The organism is Candidatus Alcyoniella australis (assembly GCA_030765605.1).
In the GTDB taxonomy this organism is placed as follows: Bacteria; Lernaellota; Lernaellaia; order JAVCCG01; family Alcyoniellaceae; genus Alcyoniella; species Alcyoniella australis.
The window spans coordinates 1-18,499 of the sequence record JAVCCG010000056.1 but is presented as its reverse complement, the minus strand read 5'-3'; the positions used below and the strand labels follow the sequence as shown (position 1 = coordinate 18,499).

11 protein-coding genes are annotated in these 18,499 nt (G+C 64.2%); 4 read left to right on the top strand and 7 right to left on the bottom strand.

The window, feature by feature from the left end:
• Positions 1-159: 159 nt before the first annotated feature.
• Complete coding sequence (locus P9M14_06035; protein ID MDP8255290.1) at positions 160-2,160, bottom strand: PKD domain-containing protein; 2,001 nt, start codon at positions 2,158-2,160, stop codon at positions 160-162.
• A 171-nt stretch (positions 2,161-2,331) separates the two neighbouring features.
• Between P9M14_06035 and P9M14_06030 the strand changes: the two genes are divergently transcribed.
• Positions 2,332-3,690 (top strand): Gfo/Idh/MocA family oxidoreductase, encoded by a 1,359-nt coding sequence (locus P9M14_06030; GenBank protein ID MDP8255289.1) that lies wholly within the window; start codon positions 2,332-2,334, stop codon positions 3,688-3,690.
• Positions 3,691-3,887: 197 nt separating this feature from the next.
• Here the strand turns inward: P9M14_06030 and P9M14_06025 are convergent, their stop codons facing one another.
• From P9M14_06025 to aroF (P9M14_06015), 3 genes are all read right to left on the bottom strand, one after another.
• Positions 3,888-5,033, bottom strand: coding sequence for a prephenate dehydrogenase/arogenate dehydrogenase family protein (locus tag P9M14_06025; GenBank protein ID MDP8255288.1), 1,146 nt, complete (start codon positions 5,031-5,033; stop codon positions 3,888-3,890).
• On the bottom strand, positions 5,033-6,061 hold the full coding sequence (gene aroF, locus P9M14_06020) for a 3-deoxy-7-phosphoheptulonate synthase (GenBank protein MDP8255287.1): 1,029 nt from the start codon (positions 6,059-6,061) through the stop codon (positions 5,033-5,035). The genes P9M14_06025 and aroF (P9M14_06020) overlap by 1 nt, the downstream gene beginning before the upstream one ends.
• A gap of 115 nt (positions 6,062-6,176) precedes the next feature.
• Positions 6,177-8,066 (bottom strand): 3-deoxy-7-phosphoheptulonate synthase, encoded by a 1,890-nt coding sequence (gene aroF, locus P9M14_06015; protein MDP8255286.1) that lies wholly within the window; start codon positions 8,064-8,066, stop codon positions 6,177-6,179.
• A 124-nt stretch (positions 8,067-8,190) separates the two neighbouring features.
• Between aroF (P9M14_06015) and P9M14_06010 the strand changes: the two genes are divergently transcribed.
• Complete coding sequence (locus P9M14_06010) at positions 8,191-8,886, top strand: pseudouridine synthase (protein MDP8255285.1); 696 nt, start codon at positions 8,191-8,193, stop codon at positions 8,884-8,886.
• 223 nt (positions 8,887-9,109) lie between these two features.
• On the opposite strand, the gene P9M14_06005 is transcribed toward P9M14_06010, so the two are convergent.
• The 3 genes from P9M14_06005 to P9M14_05995 form a co-directional block, all read right to left on the bottom strand.
• Positions 9,110-12,202, bottom strand: coding sequence for a PAS domain S-box protein (locus P9M14_06005; protein ID MDP8255284.1), 3,093 nt, complete (start codon positions 12,200-12,202; stop codon positions 9,110-9,112).
• 160 nt (positions 12,203-12,362) lie between these two features.
• Positions 12,363-14,057 carry a DUF6178 family protein gene (locus tag P9M14_06000; GenBank protein MDP8255283.1) on the bottom strand — a complete coding sequence of 565 codons (1,695 nt, stop codon included), beginning with the start codon at positions 14,055-14,057 and terminating at the stop codon, positions 12,363-12,365.
• Positions 14,058-14,125: 68 nt separating this feature from the next.
• On the bottom strand, positions 14,126-15,811 hold the full coding sequence (locus tag P9M14_05995) for a hypothetical protein (protein ID MDP8255282.1): 1,686 nt from the start codon (positions 15,809-15,811) through the stop codon (positions 14,126-14,128).
• Positions 15,812-15,868: 57 nt separating this feature from the next.
• On the opposite strand from P9M14_05995, the gene P9M14_05990 reads away from it, so the two are divergent.
• Both P9M14_05990 and P9M14_05985 read left to right on the top strand, forming a co-directional pair.
• Positions 15,869-16,429, top strand: coding sequence for a hypothetical protein (locus tag P9M14_05990; protein ID MDP8255281.1), 561 nt, complete (start codon positions 15,869-15,871; stop codon positions 16,427-16,429).
• Between the two features lies 1 nt (position 16,430).
• Positions 16,431-18,368, top strand: a complete 1,938-nt coding sequence (locus P9M14_05985) for a cellulase family glycosylhydrolase (GenBank protein ID MDP8255280.1) — start codon at positions 16,431-16,433, stop codon at positions 18,366-18,368.
• The last annotated feature ends 131 nt before the right edge of the window (positions 18,369-18,499 follow it).

Sequence of the window (18,499 nt, the reverse complement as noted above, 5' to 3'; positions counted from 1 at the left end):
TCGTTAGGAAACGATCCACTCCGCGTCGCGGAAAGCATCTTTTAACAAAGTGCTTGGTTCGCTCGCGAGTATTTTAGCGGCTCCAAGCCGCACCGTCGTTTCCGCGTCGCGGATAGCATCGTATAACAACGTGCCTGGATCGCTCGCGAATTTTTAACCTTAGCCGCAGCAGCCGCCGTCGTCCTCATCCGAGCTGCGGGAGTCGTCATCGTCGCCGGAGTGATCGCCGCCGCCGGGCTGGACCTGAATCACCGCCTCTTTAACAACGGTGTCGCTGCCGCCGGGCGCGGTCACGGTCAGCGTTACGCTGTAAGTCCCCTCGAGTTCGTAGGTGTACAGCGGGTTCTGCTCGCTGGATGTGTCGCCATTGCCGAAGTCCCACAGCCAGCTCTCGACCTCACAGGTCTTGAAGTCCTCTGTGGCGTCGGTGAACTGCACGGGCAGCGGGGCCGCGCCCGCGGTGGGCGCCGCGTCGAAGTCAGCGTCCGGAGCGCCGCAGGTCACCTCGAAGGCGTTGCTCAGCAGGTCGGATCCGTAGTCGGTGCTGATCGCCACGTGCCACAGGCCACTGGCCACGTTACGTAGGTCGAAGGTCGCTGCGGCGTCTTGCAGGGTGTGGATGATCACGGTCTGCGCGGCCACGTCGGGCTGTCCGTTCATCTGCAGCGTCACGGTCAGCGAGTCGGCGAAGTTCTCGCCGTCGAGCTCAATGGCCACGCTGGACAGGTCGTTGCTCGCCGAGGTCGGCGAGATCGAGTCGAGCTGCGGCGAATCGCTCTGGATTTCAAAACCGTCGAGCAGCGAGCCGGTGCCCGCGGGGTTGGTCACCTCAACGTCCCACATGCCGGGCCAGGCGCCGTCGAGGTCGAAGTCCGCGCTCAGCGCTTCGGCCGAGGCGACTACCGCGCCCGTGCCCTCGATCGTCACCTCGCGGTCGGGATAGGACAGGCGCACGGTGCTCTCGGGCGTAAATCCGCTGCCGGTTACCTCCACGTCGGTGAGCTGCTCGTCGTTGTTTCCCGAGTCCGGATCAATGGCGTCGACCTCGGGCGGGAACATCCACCAGACGAACTTCATGTCGTGGTTGGTCACGTCGTAGTACACGATGTAGGCGCTGTCCGCGTCATCCAGGGCGATGCCCGTGAACTGGCCCACGTTGCCGTTGTCGTCGAGAACCTCGATGTCCCAGTCGGCCTTGCTGCGCACCGCCAGGTGCAGCTCGCCGTCGGCGTAAAAGGTCACGTGCGGCTCGTTGGCCGAATCCAGAGCGATGGAGGTGTACTTGCCGAAGTCGCTGCCGTCGCCGCACTCGGGCTCGGTCTTATCCCAGTCGCCGGAGCCCTTGGACATCACGCCCAGGCAGTTGTCGCCGATGGTGGTCGGGTCGAATGTGCTGGCCCAGATCTTGTCGTTGGTGGCGATGGCGATGTCGTTGTACTCGCCGCAGTAGTCCGAGAGGATTCCCACTATCTTTTCCGAGTGCCAGCCCGTGCCGTCGCGCCACGAGTGGTCCGGGATCTGGTTAAGGCTGTCGCGGTGGATCACGTGCGGCTGGTTGCCGCTGTCAATGGCGATCGCCGAGTGCTTACCGTACTCGCCGCCGCCCCAAACCCGCGACTCGACCCGGTCGCCGCTCCAGCCGTCGCCGCTGCGCCAGACCACGTTCAGCCCGTAATTGTGGAACGCGCCGTTGTTGAAGTGATAGGAGACGATCGGCGTGCCCGTGGTGGTGAACGCCAGGTCGATGTAGCGCCCCTCGTTCCTGTCGTCGTCCCAGACGATCTGCTCGACGTTCCACGTGCCGTCGTAATAGGCGTACATCGCCTCGTCGTAATCGCCGCGCGCCTCGTCCATAAAGGCGATGGCCGGCATGTCGCTGATCGGGTCGATGGCGATGCTGGCGTATTTGCCCGTGCTGCCCGAGGACACGACCTCGGGCTCGGACCAGCCGTCGAAGAACTCGCGGTAGGCGTACATCAGGTTGCCCGCCGAGGCGTCGTACCATGCGGCGTGGGGCGTACCGAAGCTGTCCAGGGCGATGGTGGCGTACTGCCCTTGGTCGCCCTCGCTGTCGATGGTCTCAACCACCCACTCGGCGCGGGCGGCTGTCGCCGACAACAGAAGCAGAGCACAGACGATTAATAGTGAGTTGCGGAACATGGACGGTCTCCTTACAAGGCAAATGGCTAAAAACGTAGACAGCCGCGGAAGGTCTCGGATGGTTATCCTCCATTATACCAAAGCGTGCGGCTAAGTAATTCCCTCACTACGCAGCTTCTGTTAGCCTTTAACATCGAGCCGAGCATTAATACATGACCTGCGGAGTAGAAGATGGATCGTTCCAAGCCGCTGGAGCTGGTTGTGATCGGGGCGGGAGCCCGCGGGGAGCTCAACCTGGCCTGGCTGGCCAAGCGCCACCGGGACGCGATTAAAATCACCGGCGTGGTCGAACTCGACGACGAACGCCGCGAATGCTTTATTGAAAATTACTCGATCCCGCGCGCCAACGCGCTCAAGGACTGGCGCGAGCTGGAGCAGGCGCCGCGCCTGGGCGACGCTGTGATCAACGCCCTGCCCTGCCCAATGCACTATGAGTCGACCATGGCCGCCCTGGCGGCCGGGTACCACGTGCTGCTGGAAAAACCGATGGCGCTGCACCCGGGGCAGTCGGTCAAGCTGGTACGGGCCGCGGACGAGCGCGGCCTGGGGCTGATGGTCGCGCTGCAGTGTCGGCTGAATAAAATCTACACCCGCGTGCGCGAGCTGCTCGACGCCGGAACCATCGGCCGCATGATGTGCATCGACTGCGCCGAGAACATCGGCTACTGGCACTTCGTGATGAGCTATGTGCGCGGCATCCATCACCGCGAGGACATGTCGCACTCGTTCCTGTCGGCCAAGGGGATCCACGACCTGGACCTGCTTAACTGGTTCGCGGGCTCACGCGCCAAACGGATCTCGTCGTTCGGCGAGCTGTCGTTTTTCAACGCGGACAACGCCCCGGAGGGCGCTCCCGAGCGTTGCGCCGATGGCTGCCCGGTCCAGGACGAGTGCCCGTTCGACGCAATTAAGATGTTCCTCAAGCCCGGGCGGCCCGAAATCCCGCTGAGCCTGTTCAGCGGGATGAGCCTCGGCGCGTTGCGCGACGTGGCCACCAATCCACGCTTCCGCACCCTGGCCTCGGTGATCGTGCGCGACATCAGCCGCAAGTCGGTGACCAAGGCCCTGGAAGAGACGATCTACGGCCGCTGCGCTTTTCGTTGCGACAACAACGTGGTCGACCACCAGAGCGTGAGCATCGAGTACGAGAACGGCCTGACGATCAACTACCAGCTCAACGGCTTCAGCCTGATCTGGGAGCGTATGCTCAACCTGCACGGCACCAAGGGTGAGATCCGTAGCGCCGACTTCTCCGGACGGCTCGAGACCCGCACCTATCTGCCCGGCCGCGTGACCAAGGAGCGCATCCGCTACCACGGCGTGATCCACGGCGGTGGCGACGAGGAGCTGCTGTTGCAGTTCGCCGACGCAGTGCGCAACAACACATTTGATCAGCACATGCTGTTCGGCGACGGAACCCTGGAGAGCCACCTGCTGTGCTTTGCCGCGGAGCAGGCGCGTAAAAGCGGCACGGTGGTGGATCTGGAGCAGTTCCGCGCCCAGGCGCAACACGAGGCCGACGCGCTCTAGCCCGGCTTCGAGCCGCCACATGGCTCGCAGATTTCCCTGGTCGTCTAGCGTCGACCCATGCCGCGACGCGGGATTGGTCGTTGCTCAATAACAATCGCAATGCGCGAGTTTTGCGGGCACCTCAAAGGTGCCCCCGGCGAGCCTTATTCACAAAGATCGATTTATCGATCTTTACTCCCCCACCCTCGTTTTCCAGCTTATTCGTTCGGCTGCTTGCGGGCGACGATCTGGTCCTGCACGTGTCGGCTTTGCTCGAGCACCAGCGCGAACAGCCGCTGGACCAGTTCCACCGGCAGGTCGAGCTTGGCCGCCGACTCCAGGCGTTTGTGCATCAGCTCGCGCTCGCGCTGCTCGTCGCGCACCGGCTCGTTGCCTGCGGCCTTGATCTCGCCGATGCGCCGCGCCGCGCGCATGCGATCGGCCAGGGCCTTGAGCAATTGTTCGTCACAATGGTCGATCAGCCGTCGAATGTCGGGCTTGCGGCCTCCGGGCACGCTGTCCAGGCCCATCTGGGTACGACGCTGGCGGGCCTCGGCCCACAGCCCGTCGAGCTCGTCGCGCTCAAAGGCCCGGCGCACATCGGCGAGCCGAGCCTCGATCAGGCTCAGCGCCTCGATCACCGGCGCGCGGTTGCTCTCGAGGATGCCGCGCCAGACCGCGTAGTCCGAGGCGGCCAGCCGCGTCAGTTCCTTGAAGCCGGGCCCGGCGACCATCTGCAACAGCTCGTGGGCGCGGTCGACCTCGATCGCGGCGCTCATCAGCGCCAGCGAGAGCAGTTGCGGGGCGTGGCTGATTACGGCGAGGATTCGGTCGTGCTCCTCAGCCTCGATGGTGATCGGCTTGGCGCCGATCGACTCGACCAGATCGATCAGCGTCAGCAGTGCATCGGGCGGCGTGTCGCCCGCCGGACACAGCAGCCAGGCCCTGCCGTTGAACAGCAACGGATCGGCGGACTCAATGCCCGAGCTTTCGGCTCCGGCCATTGGGTGGCCGCCAATGAAGTGCGTGCCCTCGCCCCTTGCCTCGCGGGCCACGGCCATGACCTGTGTCTTGGTGCTGCCCACATCGGTGAGGATCGCTCCCGGGCCCAGCAGCGGGGCCAGCCGTGGGATCAGCTCGATGATCCGCTCCACCGGACTGGCCAGCAGCACCAGCGCGCACTCGCGGAGCTGGTCCGTTGCCTGATCCAGCGCAAGGGCGTCGGAGTTCGGTATTGCGGCGCGCAACGCCGGCAGCCGCTGGGGCAGGTCGATGCACAGCAAGTTTACGTCGGGCCGCAGGCGCTCAAGGGCCAGGGCGAACGAACCGCCGATCAGACCGCAGCCGATGACGGCGACGCGCATCAGCCGCCCTTGGCGATCTTGCGTCCGAGGGTGGTGGCGATGATCCGGCAACGGTTCATCAGCGCGGCGAACTGATCGGGGGTCAGCGATTGCGGGCCGTCGGACAGCGCGCTGTCCGGATCGGGGTGGACCTCGATCATCACGCCGTCGGCGCCCACGGCCACTGCGGCCCGCGCCAATGCGGCCACGAACTCGCGGTTGCCCACGCCGTGGCTGGGATCGACGATGATCGGCAAATGGCTGAGTTTCTTAATTACCGGCACGGCCGAGAGGTCCAGGGTGTTGCGTGTGGCCGTCTCAAAGGTACGGATGCCGCGCTCGCAGAGCACGACCTGCGAATTGCCCGCGGCCAGTATGTATTCGGCGCTCATCAGCCATTCCTCGATGGTCGCCGAGATCCCGCGCTTGAGCAGCACCGGCCTCTCGCATTTTCCAAGCTGCGTGAGCAGCGGGAAGTTCTGCATGTTGCGCGTGCCGATCTGCAGCACGTCGGCGTAGCTCGCCACCAGCTCGATCTGGGCGATGGTCATCACCTCGGTGATTACCAACAGTCCGTGGTGGTCGGCGGCCTCGCGGATCAGCTTAAGGCCCTCCTCGCCCAATCCCTGAAAAGAGTAGGGCGACGAGCGCGGCTTGAAAGCTCCGCCGCGTAAGAAGCGCGCGCCTGCCGCGGCCACGGCCGCTGCAGTGACCTCGATCTGGTCCGCGGACTCGATCGAGCACGGTCCGGCCATCACCACCACTTCCTGGCCGCCGATGGTCGTCTCGCCGATCTGCAGCAGGGTGTCGTCGGGGTGGAACTCGCGGCTGGCCAGTTTGTAGGGCTTGGAAACGGGGATCACATCGCGCACGCCGGGCAGCACCACGAACTGTCTGATGTCCGCGATCTTGCTGCGGTCGCCGACCAGTCCCAGCACCGTGTTCGAGGCGCCGTCCGAGCGATGGGCGCCCAGGCCGAGCTGTTCGGCCCTGTGCGTCACCTGCCGGATCTGCTCCTCGGTGGCATGTGTTTCGAAAACTATAATCATCTCAAGGTCCCTCTCGCCGACGTGTTCGCCCCGCCGTCATCCGCAACACCGAAATCCTATTGCAATGCCCGATCGCGTGCCAGCCCGGATGATTGACGGGGTGCGTAGATCCGGCCTACCCATCGATCCGGTGGCTAGCTTTGCGATAGTGCCCCAAGTCGCGCAGCAGCACGGTCTTGTTGCCCAGCTGCTCCATCAGCTCGGCGAAGTCCCGCGATTGCGGGTCGAGCTCGAGATCCACGTAGAACATGTGTTCCAGCGGATTGCCCAGCACCGGCCGTGATTCGAGCTTGCTCAGGTTGACCTTGTACTCGGCGAAATCCTGCAGCGTGGAGAGCAGCGCGCCGGGACGATCCTGCGTGGCGTAGACCAGCGAGACCTTGTCCGGCTGCTCCGGCTGATCCGCCCCGCGGCCGATTACAGCAAAGCGCGTGTAGTTCGACGGCTCGTCCTCGATCGATTCGGCCAGCACGCTCATGTCGTAGATCTTGGCCGACTCGAAGCTGGCGAGCGCCGCCTCCTCGGGCTTGCCGCGGTCCTTGACGAATTTGACAGCGCCCGCAGTGTCGAGCGTCGGCAGCCGCTCCCAATCCGGATGCGCGCGCAGGTAGCGGTGGCACTGGGCCAGAGCCTGTGGGTGGGAGTAGACGCGCCGGATTTGCCCGAGGCTTGCGCCGGGGTGGCCGATCAGCGTCTGGTTGATGCGCAGCCGCAGCTCGCCGCGGATCTTGATCTGTTCGTGCCGCAACAGCAGGTCGTAGACCTCGTGCACTGATCCGCCGTTGGAGTTCTCCAGCGGGACCACGCCGAACAGCACCTCGCCGGACTCGATCTGGTCGAACACGTCGTCGAACATTTCGCAGGGCAGCGGCTGGACCTCCTCGCCGAAAAACTGGCGCACCGCGCGGCCCGAGAACGCGCCGGGCACTCCCTGGAACGCCACCTGGCGCGCGTCCGGAGCGCGATCGCTCATCCGCGAAATAGTCAGGTTCATGTCCAACTGGCGGCCGATGATCGGGCAGATCGCCTGGATCTCGCGCATCAGCTTCTCGAACTGCTCGGGGTAGAGCGACTGCGGGCCGTCGGATAACGCCTTGTCCGGCTCGGGGTGGACTTCGATCATCACGCCATCCGCTCCGCAGGCGATGGCCGAGCGCGCCATGGGCATCACCTTGTCGCGGATGCCGATGGCGTGGCTGGGGTCGACGATCACCGGCAGGTGGGTCAGCTCCTTGAGCACGGGCACCGCCGAGATGTCCAGGGTGTTGCGCGTGGCCGACTCGAAGGTGCGGATGCCGCGCTCGCAGAGAATCACGTTGGGATTGCCCTGGGAGAGGATGTACTCCGCGGCCATCAGCAGATCCTCGATCTTGGCCGACATTCCGCGCTTGAGCATTACCGGCAGCTTGTGCTGGCCCACGCGCTTGAGCAGTTCGAAGTTCTGCATGTTGCGCGCGCCGACCTGCACCGCGTCGCAATATTGGGCCATCAGCTCCATGTACTCCGGCGATGTGATCTCGGTGATAAACGGCAGGCCCGTGGCCTCACGCGCCTTGGCCAACAGCTTGAGTCCCTGTTCCTCGAGCCCCTGGAAGGCGTAGGGCGAGGTGCGCGGCTTGAACGCGCCGCCGCGCAAAATCACCGCGCCGCTGGCTTTGACGATTTGGGCCGAGCTCATGATCTGCTCTTCGCTCTCCACGGCGCAGGGCCCGGCGATCACAACCACTTTGTCGCCGCCCACTGCCACGTCGCCGATGCGCACCACGCTGTTCTCGGGGTGCATCTCGCGGCTGGCCAGCTTGTAGGGCTTGGAGAGCTGCACTACGCGCGAAACGCAGGCAAACATCTGTACCCGCAGCGGGTCGACGCCCTTGCCTCCCACCGCGCCGATGCACGGCTCCTCGGTGTTGTCCAGGTCGGCCACGCGAAGGTCCGCCTCCTTGAGGAACTCCTCAAGTTGGCGTTTGTCTTGCGGACGGCAGTCCGACTTTAGAATTATCAGCACTGTTCTTCTCCACGCCTGATATGCGTACGATTGTCGTTAAGATAATCATGGTAGGATATTTGACGCACTGCGGCAAGGTCGGCCGCGCAAAGCGCGTCGCGCCTGTAGTAGAATCCCGCGGTAAATGGACTTCGCGCAGATCCTCTATCGCGACGAACAACTGCTGGTGCTGAACAAGCCCTCGGGCATGTTGGTGCACCGCGGCTGGGCCAGGGCGCCGCGCGTGCTCACCGACTTGGTGCGCGAGCTGGGCGGCGGACGCACGGCGTATACGGTGCATCGGCTGGATCGCGCCACCAGCGGGGTGATCGTCTTTGCCCTGGATCAGCCGACCGCCGCGGCGTTGAACCGCGACTTTGATTGCGGCGCTGTTCGCAAACATTACATCGCCCTGGTACGCGGCCGAGCCCCGGATTCGGGAGTGATCGATTACCCGATCCCCGCGCGCAAGCCCGACGGCGAGCGAGTGCCCGCGCTCACCGAATTTCGATTGCTGCAATTTCTCGAACTCGAGCCGCGCGAACTGTCGTTGGTCGAGGCGCTGCCGCGTAGCGGCCGGCTGCACCAGGTGCGGCGTCATTTGCGGCACATCGACCACCCGTTGATCAACGACTCCAATTACGGCGATACGAAACTCAACCGGGCGATTAGTCAGCGCTGGGGATTAAACCGCCTAGGGCTGCATTCGGCCGTGCTGGAGCTGACCCACCCGACCAGCGGCGAGCGCCTGACCATCCGCGCTCCGCTGCCCGACGATTTGGCCGCCCCGCTTTCGCGCATGGGATTCGAGCTGGATGGCCTTAAGGTCCTTCGGGCATGACGTACAATCGTTTTCAAATGAACGCGACGCCCGGCAAGCGCATCCGCGCCGCGCAGATGGACCGGCTGAACTACGTTATGTCCACGGTCTGGGAGCCGCAGATTTCGTTGGTCGCGCGGTCTGGGACAAATCTTTCGGCGATTCATGCCATGGGGAATCGCGCCGATCCTGCGGCGCTATCTGCTCGACGCACAGCTGCAAGCCGCAGCTCCGTAACGGAAAATTACTGAGCCTTAAGGTCGAGGCGGAACTCGGCGTAGACGCCCGGCTCGCTGTCAAAGGACAGTTCGCCGCCGTGGTCTTGCATGATGTTGTATCCCACGGCCAACCCCAAACCGGAACTGCTGCTGCGATCGCGGGAAGTGAAGAACGGTTCGAAGATCCGCTCGCTCAGACTCGGATCGACCCCCTCGCCGTTGTCGCGCACCGCGATGCGCACCCAGCTCGCGCCGTCGCGCTCCAGTGGCCGCACGCTGACGCTCACACGTTTGACCTCGGTCTGATCCCCGTATTTGGCGTTGAGCGAATCGCGGGCGTTGTTGACCAAGCCCAGCAGCGCCTGCTGAATTTGTTGCGTTCGGCAGGGGACCAACGGCAAACCGTCGGGCACGTCGAGCTCCAAGTCGATTTGATCGTTTTTCAGCATGCCGCGGAACAGGCACGCGGTCTGTTCGACCAACTCGGCGATCGGCGTCGGGGTGATCTCCTCAGGCTGCTGGCGGGCGAAGCGCATCAGCCCCTGGACGATCCGCGCCGCCCGGTCGCATTCCTGGACTACGATTCGGGCGTATTCAGCGGTGCGTTCGGGGTCCACGCATTTGCGCTCGGCGATCAGCTCGCTGTAATTGACGATCACGTGCAGCGGGTTGTTGATCTCATGGGCCACGCCGCTGGCCAGAGTGCCGATCGATTCCATCTTCTGCTGTTGCTGCATCTGCTGCTCGATCAGCTTGCGCGCCGTTATGTCGCGGGCTAATCCCAAGACCAGCGTGCGCTCGCCGATTTTGGCCGGGCGGGTGTGGATCTCGACGGTGAGGCGTCTGCCGTCGCCGGATTTGAGCGTCAGCTCGTCCGGTCCGGTGCCCAGGCCCTGGTTGTTTTTGTATAGCAGTTCTGCGGCGCACGGAATGTCCTCCGATGCGAGCAGGCCGAGCTCGAGGAAATTCGAGCCGATCAGTTGTTCGCGGGGGTAGCCGATCAGCTTTTCAGCGGCGAGGTTGCCGTCGATCAGCGTGCCGTCGAGCTCGCTGATGTAGTAAGCGTCGGGGGCCATCTCGAACAGCGTGCGGAAGCGCTCCTCCGACTCGGCCAGCCGTTGCTGCTGCCGCTTGCTATCCCTGATGTCGAGCAGGATGCAGCGTAGGCCGGTGATTTGGCCGTTGTGCTCGACCGCCGTGGCGTAAGCCAGCACCGGGAGCGGGCGGCCGTTGCGGCCCCGGATTTCGAACTCCTGGGGCGCCATGTGTCCGCCGGACAACAGATCACTCAAAATCCGGGTCGCCAGTTCGATGTCATCAGGGACGACCAGCTCCAGCCCGTTGAATCCGCGCTCGACCTGTTCCGGGGTCAGATCGGTGAACTGATACATCTGTTGATTGACGAAGGTTAGCCGACCCTCGGTATCAAGCTCGAACACAATCTGGGGCAGCATCTCGGCCAGCTCGCGAAAGCGTTTTTCCCCCTGTCGCAGACGTTCCTCGGCCAACTTACGCTCGGTGATGTCGATGATCACGCCGATGATACCGTCCGGCTCGCCCTCGGCGCGTTTGAACACCGCCTTGTTGAAGATCACATCGTGCAGCGTCCCGTCGGCGTAGCGCACCTGGGCCTCGTATTGCTGAGAGCCGCCCGCCTTGAGCAGGTTGTCGTCCGCCCGCTGGTAGACCTCGGCCAGCTCGCGCGGCGCGATGTCGTAAACCGTGGAGCCGACGATTTTTTCCCTGGTCAGGCCGATGTATTGCTCGAAAGCAGCGTTGCAGCCGGTATAGATCCCCTTGGCGTCCTTGTAGAAGATCGGGCTGGAGATGGTGTCGATCAGGGTCTGCAAGAAAACGTAGTCGCTGCGCTGCTGGTCCTCTGCCAGCTTGCGCTCGGTCAGATCGTCGAAGATCGCCACTATTTCGCCCGAGGGGAGCTTGTAGATGTAGCTGGCGACCCAGAGTGTGAGCCGGTCGTCCTCGTATTTGAACAGCGGCTGACGCATCGGTTCGCCGCTAAGCCAGACCTTGCGGAACAAATCGACCAGCCCCGAGGCCTCGAGTCCGGGGTAGACATCGGAGACCAACTTGTCCACGATTTGGTCCAGCGATTTGTTGCTGACCTCGAGTCCTGCCTGGTTGATGTCGCGGATCACGAAGTTCCGCCCCTCGTCCACGGCCTCGTAAATCAATACCGAGCTGTTCAGGTTGTCGAACAGGCCCTTAAAGCGCCGCTGGCCCTCGGTCGCCTCTACCTGCGCCTGCTTGTGTTCGGTGATGTCGGTGGAAATCCCGAGTACGCAGTCGGGATTTTGGTCGAGCATGATCGGGATCTTGTAGGTCTGGAAGTGACGGACTACGCCGTCGGGCCTGGTGAACGATTCCTCCGCCACAAACTTCGGCTGCTTGCTCTGGATCACCTCCAGGTCGTCGGCGCGGAACTTCTCGGCCTGTTCCAGGCTGTTGTTCGACAGGTTGGCAAAGGAGGCGTCGGTCATGCCGGTCATTACCTCCGAGGTCATACCAAATAGCTTGGCCATCTCCCTGTTAACCAGCAGATAGCGCCCGTCCTGGTCCTTGACGTAGATCGTCGAGGGCGCGGCGTTGATCACTTCCATCAGAAAGGCGCGGGCCTGCTCGGCCTCCAGCCGGGCGGTCTTGCTGGCCGTGATGTCCAGGCAGTATTGGATCACCTGGACTACCCGCCCCTGATCGTCCTTGATCGGAAAGACGTGGATCTCGGCCTCGCGCCGCTCTCCTTGCGATGTGTAGTGCTCGTGTTCGACCACCACCGGCTCGCCGCTTTGTTTGACCATATCGACCGGACAGTTCTCGCCTCCCAGACCGCAGGGCTCGTCGCGGTGATGGCAGATGTTGAAGCAGGTCTTAAGGCGGCTGTTGACCTCGCAGTTGGCCGCGGGGTTGGCGCCGACCACCGTGTATTGCTCGACGTCGATGATCATCAGCGGATTGGGGATCGATTGCAGGACCGTGTCGATGATACGCTGCTGTTGCGAAAATCTTTGTGCGCTCTCCTCGCACAGTTGCTCCAACAGCTTCTTTTCATCCTCGAGCTGTGCGATCCGTTTAAGCAGCTCGTCCCGGTCCTGTTTACTCATCAATCGATCTCCACTTCTCGGGTCTGGGTCGGCCAAAGTTCCCTCACGGGTCAACCGATCCGTGAACTTTCAGAATATCAGGCAAAAACATACGTAAGTCGGTAATGGAGACTACGCGGCGCCATTGAGGCACCTTGGAGGTGCAGCAAAGGTGCCCGGGCTAGAAGGACACGATCAGCGAGCGCAGATAGCGTAGGTCGGCGCGGGATAGTTCTGCGGTGGTGTGCAGTTCCTGGGCCAGCTCGTCGACGAATACCTGGGCCAGCTCCTGGGCGCGCTCGAGATCGGCTGCGGTCAGCTTTTGGCAGCTCGTCGCCGCATAGGTCATGAAGTCGCGCAGCACCTGCGGATCGGCGTTGGGGCCGCGATCCGCGCCGAGCTTGTCGCGTAGCTCTGTCAGGTCGGAGCGCGACAGGGCGCTGAAATCGAAGCTCTGGCGCAGCATCAGGTTGGACAGTGCAGTACACAACAGGGTGCCGATGGTCAGGCCGCCGGAGTCCGCGTGGTTGGTGCCGGCCAGGTCGTGCTCGTCAAGGGGTGTGAAGTCCTCGCCCAGCAGGCAGCGCATCAGCGCCCAGAGTCCCTCGATGCGGGCGATGAACAGCTCCATGCGCTGGATGTCGCGCAGGTCGTGGAAGTCGCGGTAGCGGTGGCGGCCGCCCCCGTCCTGGCCCTCGTACCATTGCGGCCGGTCGGCGAGCACTCCCTCCATGGTCTCGCGCAGCGGCGAGTCGAGCAGGGCGAGGGTTGAATGCTGCTCGCTAAGCCTGATCGCGCGTAGAGAGATGCGCGCACGCCGGGCGTAGGAAATCAGCAGGCTGTGGCCCAGGCGGAACAGGTCGACCGCATAGATCTCGCGCAGCAGCTCGCGAGCCCGCTGCAGCACTCCGCCCGAGAGATATTCCAATCCGATGTTCAGCGTGTGCTGGATGCGCTCGAGCACATCGCGCACGTTCTCGGTGCTGCCGAGCTCGACGATGTCCGCTACCAGCACTTTGTTCGAGAGCATCGCCAGGTCCCAGTTGAGTTCTTCGCGCAGCTCGACGTTGTCCGCTTCATTGACCAGCGCATTGGCCAGCAGGCTCTCGCTGTCGCCCACGCGCATTGGGTAGGCCGGCGGCGAGCCCTCCATCGCGCTGTACATCCCGCGTAGTCTGGCCTGCGGTTGGAAGCGTTGCGGATCCAGCGGGCTATAGATCTCGATCGCGTCGTAGTATTCGGGAATACCGCGGTCGCCCAGGCGGCGGACCTTATCCTCAAACGCCTCCTCCTCGAGGTTGCTCTCCAGCCCGTAGTAGACCCCCTCGATCAGCCGGTTGAACAGTTCGATGTCGATGCGGTTGATGCGCAGGATGAAGCGGTTGACCAGCGCGGAGTGCTGCTCGTTGTCGTCGATGTTCTCGATCAAATAGCGCCCGTCGGGCGAGGTGAAAATCGGCCGCTCCGAGTCCAGCACGTCCGAGGAAACGTCGTCGAGCTTAAACACCTGGATCTGACGCTTGAGGTAGAGCATGACGAAGGCCAGATCGAGGCTCTTGACGTTCTCCAGAAAACGGTCGTCCTCGAGCTGCATCAGCATCCCGATCCACTTGCGCGTGAGCTGCGGATGCTGGCAGTCCTTGTGCCAGCACTCCAGGTCGAGCATGCATCGCACCTGCTCGGGATGCGCCAGCTCGAAGAGTTCGGCCGAGTCCAGCTCGCCGACCTCCTTGATCGTCAGGTAGACGTCCATCGGCTCCATCGCGGCCACCAGGGCCTCGGCGTCGTCCGACGAGATAATCATCTCCATCCGCTGCTTGGCCGGCGCGAACTCGATGCGTCTGGCCAGATCCGTCGTGTCCTGTTTGTCTTTCATCATGCTTATTATATTCCGTCTCGCGTGCCGCTACGCGTTCGGTGGACAACCTTTGTGAATAATGTGGATTAAGGCCAGTTAAGTCCGCCGTTGATTAAACCGTAGCTCAGGGTGCGTCCGTTGCCCAGGGCCACGTCCGGCCGACGTTCGATCACGGCCTCGCCCAAAGCCGCGCAGACCGCGTCGCAGGTCGCGCCGTCCAGGTCGCGGCTGTACTCGGCCGCGCCCCAGGTATCGTAGCTCAGCCGCGCGGCCAATGCCTGGGATGTTTTAAGATCGATCGGCGCGAGCAATAGCGACACCTCGCCCTCGTTCGGCAATCCCTGAGCTCCGAGGGCCGCACAGGGCCGGTGCAGCATGTAGGCCTTGAGCGTGGGCCGTTGCGCCAGGGCCAACGCGAATAGGATCCGCGAGTTCTCCACGGCGTAACCCGGCTCGGCGCGCAGGAACAGCACTTGGTCGCCTTGGTTGTCGGCCAGCATCCGCTCGACCTCGGGCTCCCAAAAGTAGCCGCTCAGCGGCGATGGCTCGGGGATCTGGAACTGCGTGGGGTCGACGACCAACTGCAGCAGGCTATCGGGGCTGGTGCGCTCGGAGACGTGCAGCACGCGCCAACCCAGGGCGCAATCCAGCGGTTTGAGCACGCCCAAGATCAGCAGCAGCGCCAGGGTCGCGCGCTTGGGCCATTGCAGCTCGGAGCGCTGCATTAGCGCGGGCCCGGCCGCAGCGATCACGCACAGCGCCGCGGCGATGCTGAAGGTGTAGTTCAGGCTGCGCTGGGCGATGGGCGCGAAAAAGATCAGCGGCAGCGCGAGCCAGGCCAGCAACGCCAGTCCCTCGACTCGGCGGTGGACCAGCAGCGGTACCAATCCCAGCAGCGCGGCCAGTGCCACCAGCGGCACCTGCTGGGCCGTGATCAACCCGTTGAGGTAATAGAACCATCCGGGCCGATCGGCGTCCCACGGTCCGGCGACTTGGTTTACCGGCTGCCGCATCAGCTCGGCGTTGTGCTGCCAGGTGACCTCGATGTACGAACGCAGGAACGGCAGACTAAGCGCCAACGCCACGGCTGTGGCCAGCACGGTGAGCGCAATGGCCCGCCGCAATTGCCCGGCGTCGTGGCGTGCGCGGATTAGTGCAGCCGCGAACAGCACCAGCGTCGGTCCGGCCAGGGCCACGGCCGGAGTAGCGCGTTCGGCGATCAGCGCCAGACCGATCAGCGGGCCGATCAGCAGCGAGGGCCACAGCCGCCGCAGGCCATCGGACGATACCTGCGCCCACAGCGCCAACGTAATCAGCGCCGCGGCCAGGCAAGAGGTGTTGTAGGTGCGGCCGAACAAATAGGCCATCGGTCCCGAGCCGATCAGCGCCGCGGCGGTCAGTCCGGCCCAGCGACCGGCGAGGCGCGCGGCCAGCAAATACCCGGCGAAGATCCACAGCAGCAGACTGCCCAGCGGCACCAGCAGGCAGGTCGCCCAGCTCGGGTCCATTGCGCGAAAGCCTAGGCTCGAGAGCATGAACAGCAGCGGCGGTGTGGTCAGGAAGTGCTCGCTGCCCAGCACGAAGCGTAGCGGGTCGTCGTAGGCGTGGTTGGCCAGTGTGTGGTGAAAGCGGAAGGTCCAGTTGAGGTTGGTCACCTCGTCCACGCCGCCGGGATGGGTGGTCTGCGCGATCCACGCCAGGCCCAGCCAGAGGTGCATGGCGAGCAGCGCGATCAGCCCGATGACCGGGACGACGTTGATAACCTTGCGCATCGCGCCAGCATAACCCGCGGCGGCCACGCTCTCCAATGCTGTGATAGATTGATCGTGATGCAACAAATCTGCGTCCTGCTGATTGCCGCCTTGCTCGCTCTGACCGGTTGTGCCGGGCACGGAGTCCTGCCCCAGGAACAGGCCGCGGGACTCAGCGCGCGCGACGCCCTGGAACTGGCGCGGCCCGCTGCCAAGGACTGGGACGCGGCCGCCTTTTTAATCGGTTTAGCGGTGTGGGATCCCGATGAGTGGGGACGCGACCCCGGACCGTGGGCATTGGAGTTCGCGGCCCAGGGCCGAGGGTCGATCCTGCGTGTGGTAGTGGACCAATCCGGCGTGCTGCGCGCCGATGACAGCGACCTCTCGGCCTATGCGCAGCGCGTGGCCCTACCCGCGGATTGGATCGATTCCGACCAGCTGGCGCCGTTGCTGATCCAACGCGGCGCGTTCACGCGCCAGGGCTGGATCGCGCTCTACTTAAACTCCGACGCGCCCTGGCCCGGCGAGCAGCCGCAACCGTGCTGGCGCGCGGCGTTTGGCAATGCCGGAGCCGGAGTCTGGTACTTGATCGGCCAAGACGGTTCGGACCTGGGCACGCGCACGCCCGAGGGGTTTTAGCGTGCGCCGCGCACTCGTGCTGCTCGCGCTGATCGCGTTGGCCGCGGGCAACGCCTGGGCCGGACTCGAGGGTCCGGCGTCCCTCGACGCGGACACCGCTACTTTTATCAATTTCCACGGCGAGCCGTTCACCCTGCGCGCCGCGTTCTACAACCAGCCCGACGCCAACACCACTTACGTGCTCAGCGAAATGGACCTCGACCTGGCGCAAGACGATCTGGCAGAGCTGGCCGCGGACGGGTTCAACGCCCTGGCGCTGATCGTGCCCTGGGGCGAGGTACTCACAAGCGTGGAGCCCGGGTCCGACGGCGCGTACGGCTACGATGCGCAGAACCTGGACAAACTCGAGGCGTTGCTCGACCTGGCGGCCGACGCTGGATTGTATGCGGTGCTCAGCCTGTGCACCGTTGATCGCCTACCCCAGGGAGCGCGCGGCGTGAACTTCACGGCCCGGGCGCGGATGACCGATTCGATTGAGCGCGCGGCGTTCATCGATTCGATATCCACAATTGCCGCACGACTGGCCGACCACCCGGCGCTGCTGATCGAGTACCTGAGCATCGAGGCCATGAGCCTCAGCCGCTGGGACTACGTGCTCTCCGACCCGGCCAACCTTGCGGCGTTCCGCGAATGGCTGGCGGACGATAAGCCCTCGGCCCTGTATTGGCTTGAGCGCTGGGGAGAGCCGACGCCCGAGTGCGCCGACCCCACGGATGAGCAATGCTGGTCGTACGTCACGTTGCCCTCGTCGCCGGGCTACAGCGGATCGCCCTGGGCCCTTGACCCGGCCTGGGACAAGGTCGAGCTGTTCCATCGCTGGCACGAGGAACTGCTGATCGACCTGCTCGACGATGCACTCGCGGCGCTGCGCACGGTCGACCCCGAGGTGGCCCTGGGCTTTTTAGGACGCAGCAATATTTTAGAGTGCGATCCCAACCCGGCCTACGATCCGGCCCATGACCCGGACGCCGACTGGCTGCCGCAATCTGCGACCAGCCGCGGCCGCGAGCTGCCTAACCCGGGGGATGATCCCGGCGTCTATTGCCGCGAGATCGTCGACGACAGCGCGCTCTACGCGGCACTCGAGTCGCTGGGCTTCGACTTGGCGGCCTGGGCCTACTTCCCACAACGCCGGATCGAGGCGTTCGGCGGCGACCGGCCGCCCCTGGAGTGGCAGCTGCGCGAGCTGCTCGCCACCCATCAGTGGCTGCTCGAGACCAGCAGTCTGCCGCTTTATTGCGAGGAACTCGGCGCGCGCTCCGAACGCGACCTGCCCGACGGCGGACGTGAGGAACTGCTGGTGTCCTACGCCGCGACCCTGGACTTGCAACGCAACGTGGGGGCCGCGCTGTGGACCTGGCGCGACGATCTGCACGTCAGCTCGCCGCTCAACGACAACCCGGCCCTGCGGCGTCTAGGCGAAGGGGGGCAACCGCTGGACGTGCAGCGCGCGGGGTCGCCGTTGCTGATACCGATCCTTGGTTACAACAATGGAATGCAGCCCTACCCGATGCCCGTGGCGCTGGTCGACGATAACGATTTCTTTTTGCACAGCGCGGCCGTTGCCCCGGGTGTGCGGCTGCGGATCGAGATCACGACCCTGGGCACGCGCAACGCGGGCAGTGGATTGTGGGCGCGCATCGACTGGCTCGATCAAGCCGGCGCGCTGCTCGGGAATTATTACACCCGCTGGCCGGAGTTCGGCGCCCAGCCGGTGAGCCTAGTCGCCCTATCCGACCCTGCGCCCGAGAGATCGGCCCTGGCCGTGCTCAGCGTGGGCAGCCTCGATCCCGGCGTGCCCGTGGCGTTGATCGCTGCGGCCATGCAGCTGCCGTATTCGGACTGGGGTCTGCGCGACGTAGAGGGCGAGCCCAAGCCGGTGCTGTGGGACGAATCGTCCGACAGCGACTTGCGACGAATCAACGCGGCAAATCCATAAGCGGCTTTGAGCCGCCTATGAAAGAGGGCAGTCAAGTATCGTTGCTGGTTTTCCTCCGGCGAGGATGATTTCAGCTCCCTCCATCCGCCTATTCGAGGTCTTGCGCCTCAGATCATCGTTCGAACGGCCGT